Annotated in this window: 5 protein-coding genes; all 5 read right to left on the minus strand. The window is 28.7% G+C overall.

What is annotated here, in order from left to right:
- Positions 1-345 (minus strand): transposase (locus AB2369_RS10945; RefSeq protein ID WP_367666517.1); only part of this gene is annotated, 345 nt, incomplete at its 3' end.
- A gap of 253 nt (positions 346-598) precedes the next feature.
- Positions 599-808, minus strand: a complete 210-nt coding sequence (locus AB2369_RS10950) for a DUF1450 domain-containing protein (protein ID WP_367666518.1) — start codon at positions 806-808, stop codon at positions 599-601.
- A gap of 106 nt (positions 809-914) precedes the next feature.
- Positions 915-2,885: an excinuclease ABC subunit UvrB gene (gene uvrB, locus AB2369_RS10955; RefSeq protein ID WP_367666521.1), complete on the minus strand. Its 1,971-nt coding sequence runs from the start codon at positions 2,883-2,885 to the stop codon at positions 915-917.
- Between the two features lie 446 nt (positions 2,886-3,331).
- The gene (locus AB2369_RS10960; RefSeq protein WP_367666519.1) at positions 3,332-4,564 is read right to left on the minus strand and encodes an ATP-binding protein; all 1,233 of its coding nucleotides are present in this window, start codon (positions 4,562-4,564) and stop codon (positions 3,332-3,334) included.
- 5 nt (positions 4,565-4,569) lie between these two features.
- A complete protein-coding gene (locus AB2369_RS10965) occupies positions 4,570-5,262 on the minus strand; it encodes a response regulator transcription factor (protein WP_367666520.1) in 693 nt (230 codons plus the stop codon).
- Positions 5,263-5,411: the final 149 nt, after the last annotated feature.

Consider the following 5,411-nt stretch of genomic DNA (forward strand, 5'->3'; position numbering starts at 1 on the left):
AGTATATAAATATCTATCATCTTTTATTAACTTACTCTTAAACCTATCTTGAAACAGATGACCATGTCTCTTATATTTTGTATTAAAGTATCTAGCATATTTAAAATTTATACAATGCATTATTTTAGAAATATCTGCTCCATTAACATCTATTATAAAATGACCATGATTGCTCATTAAACAATAAGCATATACTTTAAATAAATACATTTTTTGATAATGCTTTAATATGCTCATATATTTACATTTATCTTCATTATCATTAAAAAGATTTACTTCGCTTATACTCCTAACCATTATATGATATATACCATCCTCACACTTAACTCTCGCCAACCTTGGCATAATATCACTCTCCTTACATGGATTATAGACATGAAGATATGATATTATTCTTAAACTTAAGCTATTTCTAAATCCTTTTGCAATTAACACCTTAATTTATTACTTTTAAAAATCAAATAAATTGTTAACTGTCCCCAGTACTAATAGAATTAATTCTTTAATTTATTTGTTTTTAATAAAAAAAGTTGTTAACCGTCCCCAAATATAAAAAACTCTAACTCATTATTGAGCTAGAGTTTTTAGTTTCTTATAACTATTTAGAAAGTATTTCTTCTACTAATTCTTCCGCTGATTCTGCTTCTACTGGATCTCCATCAACAAATGCAAAGCTTCTTCCTGTAGCACATACGTGACAATATCCTAAGCATCCTTGAATTTCTACTTCTGTATCTGGCGCTTTTTCCTTTATTAACTTTTCTATTTCCTCATGACCTTCGTTGTTCATGCATAATTCAACTAACATACAAAAACCTCCTAATAACTTAAGTAATAGATAATAATTATCGTTTAATAACTTATCTTAATTATACAACTGATAAGTTATAATGTAAATAGTTTTAAATTAAATTTTATAAATTCTTTTTCAGCTCATCAATCTGATCTCTAAGTTTAGCGGCCTTTTCAAACTCCAGATTCTTAGCTGCCTCCATCATTTCCTTAGTATATCCATCTATAAGATTTTTTATGTCTTCTTTTGTCATAATATTTTCTTTTAACTTAGTCTCTTTATTATCATCTACTACTGTCGAGGTTTCTATTATCTCTCTAACATCTTTCTTTACCGTTGTTGGAACTATTCCATGCTTTTCATTATATTCCATCTGTATTTCTCTTCTTCTATTTGTCTCACTAATTGCTTTATCCATTGATCTAGTTATGGTATCTGCATACATTATAACCTTACTTTCTGAGTTTCTTGCTGCTCTACCTATGGTCTGGATTAAAGCTGTTTCTGATCTTAAGAATCCTTCTTTATCTGCATCTAATATAGCAACTAAAGCCACCTCTGGTATATCTAGTCCCTCTCTAAGTAGGTTAATTCCTACTAAAACATCAAACTCCCCTGTTCTTAAATCCTTTATTATTTTCATTCTTTCTATAGTGTCTATATCTGAATGAAGATATGTAGTTTTTACATTAAGCTCTTTAAGATATTTGGTTAAGTCCTCAGACATCCTCTTTGTAAGAGTAGTAACCAAAATCCTAAATCCCTTCTCTATAGTTTTATTTATTTCTTCATATAAATCATCAATTTGTCCCTTTATAGGTCTTACCTCAATCTCTGGGTCTAAAAGTCCTGTTGGTCTTATTATTTGTTCTGCTACAGTCTCTGAATGTTCCATCTCATAGGCAGCTGGTGTTGCACTTACAAAGACTACCTGACTCAACTTTTGTTCAAATTCGTTAAACTTTAATGGTCTATTATCATAAGCAGAAGGTAGTCTAAATCCATACTCAACTAGTGAGTCCTTTCTTGATCTATCTCCTCCATACATAGCCTTAACTTGAGGCATAGTTACATGACTCTCATCTATAAACAGTAAGAAATCATCTGGAAAATAGTCCATAAGAGTAAGAGGTGGGCTACCTGGCACTCTTCCATCAAATATTCTAGAATAATTTTCTATTCCACTACAATATCCCATTTCTCTTATCATTTCTATATCAAAATTCGTTCTTTGCTTTAATCTTTGAGCCTCTAAAAGCTTATCTTGTGATATTAAGGCTTTAAGCCTATTTTCAAGTTCTCCTTCTATCTCCTTTACTGCACCTTCAATCTTATCAGCTGAGGTAGCAAAGTGAGACGCTGGGAATATGGAAATATGTTTTCTATCAGCTAATATATTTCCAGTTAACACATCAAACTCTCTTATTTTATCAATTTCATCTCCAAAAAACTCTACTCTTATTCCTTTGCTACTAGACGAAGCTGGTATAATATCTAAAACATCTCCACGTACTCTAAATGTACCTCTAGAAAAATCTATCTCATTTCTTTCGTATTGAATCTCTACAAGCTTCTTTATTATTTCATCCCTGTCTTTTACCATACCTGGTCTTAATGATATGGTAAGTTTTTTATACTCCTCTGGATTACCTAGTCCATATATACAGGATACTGAAGCAACTATTATTACATCTCGTCTTTCCAAAAGAGCAGAAGTAGCTGAGTGTCTTAATTTATCTATTTCATCATTAATAGATGCATCTTTCTCTATAAATGTATCTGTTTGAGGAACATAAGCTTCTGGTTGATAATAATCATAATAAGATACAAAATACTCTACAGCATTATTAGGGAAAAACTCTTTAAACTCTGAACATAACTGAGCTGCTAAAGTTTTATTATGTGCAAGAACAAGAGTTGGCTTCTTTACTCTTTCTATTATATTAGCCATGGTAAAAGTTTTACCTGATCCTGTAACTCCAAGAAGAGTTTGAAACTTATCTCCCTTTTCTATAGCAGTAGCTAATTTATCTACAGCCTGAGGCTGATCACCTCTTGGCTTAAATTTTGAAACAATCTTAAATTCTTCCATAATATTTATCATAAACCTCCTTGTAACTTTATTTTTAAAGGCATTATAGGGTTTTCAGCTTGAATCTTAACTTATACATTAATTAACCTCTTGAAAATTGAAGATATTAATTAATGTATAAAATGAGTTTTCAGTTAGAAATTCTATGGATTTATTAACTTAATGTTTGCCCTATATCCATAATTTTCATTTTGTTACACTATGTTTTCAACACATGCATAACTTAAAAATTGTCACGGAAAACATATATAAATTTTATCACATGTATTCTATTAATAGAACATATATTCTTATATATAAATAAATTTCTATATGTGAATTATCTTTATATATAAGATATATAAGATATATAAAAAACTCTAAATTCAAAAGCTGAGTTTTGTAACTTAAAATCTTAAATCAGCCATTGAGTCTATTTTAAAATTTAACTATCATAATAAGTTACTTTAATACTTTAAAAAAGTAATTGTAAATCTTGTAAACATATCCAACTCACTTTCTACTTCTATTATCCCCCCATGAGATTCCACTATGGATTTACTTAAGGCTAATCCTATTCCCACAGATTCCTTACTCCTATTATTTTTACTTTTATAAAACCTTATAAATATTTTTGATATCTCTTCTTTATCTATTCCGTCCCCATTATCTTCAATAATAATCTTATTACATAAAGAATTATCTTCTAAGGATACTTTCACATACCCTCCTTCTTTATTATGCTCTATTCCATTTTTTATAATATTAATTAATGCTTCTTCGAACCATTCTTTATCATGAACCATAAAAACTTCTTCTTCATTAAATAATATTCTAATCTTATTATCTAAAGCTTTTTGATTAAGGGCTTCTATTGACTCTTTTATACTTTTATTTAAACTATCATATTTTTTATTAAAAACTATTGCTCCTGCATCTAACTTAGCAAGCTTTAAAAGATTTTTTATAAGCCATTCCATTCTATTAAGTTGTATTCTAGAATTATCTAGAAAGTCTATCTGTTGACTCATTGAAAGCTCTCTTTCGCTTAATATATCATTAAACACCATAAGAGAAGATAAAGGAGTCTTAAGTTGATGAGATATATCTGACAATAATTCAACTAAAAATATTTTCTCTTTACTTAACTTATCTATGTTAGTTCTAAGTCTTTTCTTAACATCATTAAATGCAAACTCTAATTTACCAAGATCCCCTTCCATATTACTACTGTTGTCTCTCAAATCGCCTTCTAAAACCTGCTTCATATCTTCTGTTAGACTTATTATATTATTATAAATTGACTTAAAGCTTAGATATACTATACTAAGTATCACTAATCCACTTACAATAAATGATATTATAATATTTAGCCTGGCATCCTTTAAAGCATTATAAATTTCTGGAACAAATTCCACCTCTAAGTCTTCATAATATCCATAATTTTTTAATATATCCTTACCAACTATTTCATCTTCTTTACTATATCCTTTTGTTATTACAGGTATTATATTTTCTATATTAGAAGGATTAATATTATAAATTCGTCCCACTAAAGCTTCCTGTGATCTTATATAGCCTTTCTTTATTTCATCGAACTTTATATTCAGAAAAAGAATATTCAGCCCTAAAGCTATGCATATAATGATTATTACATATTTTAAAGAAACTCTAACCTCTTTATTTATTAAATAACGCATATTTATTACTCCTTACTAACTACCTCACCCCATTTATATCCAATACCTCTCACTGTGGAAATATACCTTAACTCCTTAGGGTTTTCTTCAATCTTTTCTCTAATTCTTTTTATATAAACAGAAAGGGTATTAGAATCTACAAAGCTTCCATTCCCTTCTAAAAGCTTATCTAATATTACATCTCTTTCTAAAACTCTTCCATGATTATTCATAAAAATTAATAAAAGCTTATATTCTTGAGCGGTAAAAAGTACCTCTTTTCCTCTTACCTTTACAGTAGCAGTCTTTTTATTTAGTTCTATGTCTCCTGACCTTAAATAATTTAATTCCACATTATCATTATTTAAACGCCTAAATATAACTTTTATTCTTGATACTAGCTCTCTAACCCTAAAAGGCTTGGTTATATAATCATCTCCTCCTATTTCAAGTCCTAATACTACATTCACTTCATCATCCAATGCAGTTAGAAATATTATAGGTATATTACTTCTCTCCCTCATAAATCTACAGACATCATACCCACTGCCATCTGGAAGATTTATATCTAATATAGCTAAATCAAATTTATCTTCTTGAAAAATCTTAATAGCTTCACTAACAAGTGAGCACCTTATAACTTGATACCCTTCTCCCTTTAAAGTAAATTCTATTCCTAATGCCAAAGCCTCATCGTCCTCTAATAATAATATTTTCATATTATCCCCTCCAAATATATAAATAAAAAAATGAATAATTTCACTTCTCCTATAGGGTTTTTAGCTTGAATCTTAACTTATACATATACTTAAACCCTTTAAAATCTTGGATTTTAAGTAGTATATAATATAAGTTTTTAATCAAAAAC

Origin of the sequence: Clostridium sp. (genome assembly GCF_040797585.1) — a bacterium.
Classification (GTDB): Bacteria; Bacillota; Clostridia; order Clostridiales; family Clostridiaceae; genus Clostridium_Z.

What these genes read in the sequence shown, in the direction of transcription:
- AB2369_RS10965 (WP_367666520.1), bottom strand. Translation starts at nt 5,262, where the DNA reads ATGAAAATATTATTATTAGAGGACGATGAGGCTTTGGCATTAGGAATA.
- AB2369_RS10950 (WP_367666518.1), bottom strand. Translation starts at nt 808, where the DNA reads ATGTTAGTTGAATTATGCATGAACAACGAAGGTCATGAGGAAATAGAA.
- AB2369_RS10960 (WP_367666519.1), bottom strand. Translation starts at nt 4,564, where the DNA reads ATGCGTTATTTAATAAATAAAGAGGTTAGAGTTTCTTTAAAATATGTA.
- uvrB (WP_367666521.1), bottom strand. Translation starts at nt 2,885, where the DNA reads ATGGAAGAATTTAAGATTGTTTCAAAATTTAAGCCAAGAGGTGATCAG.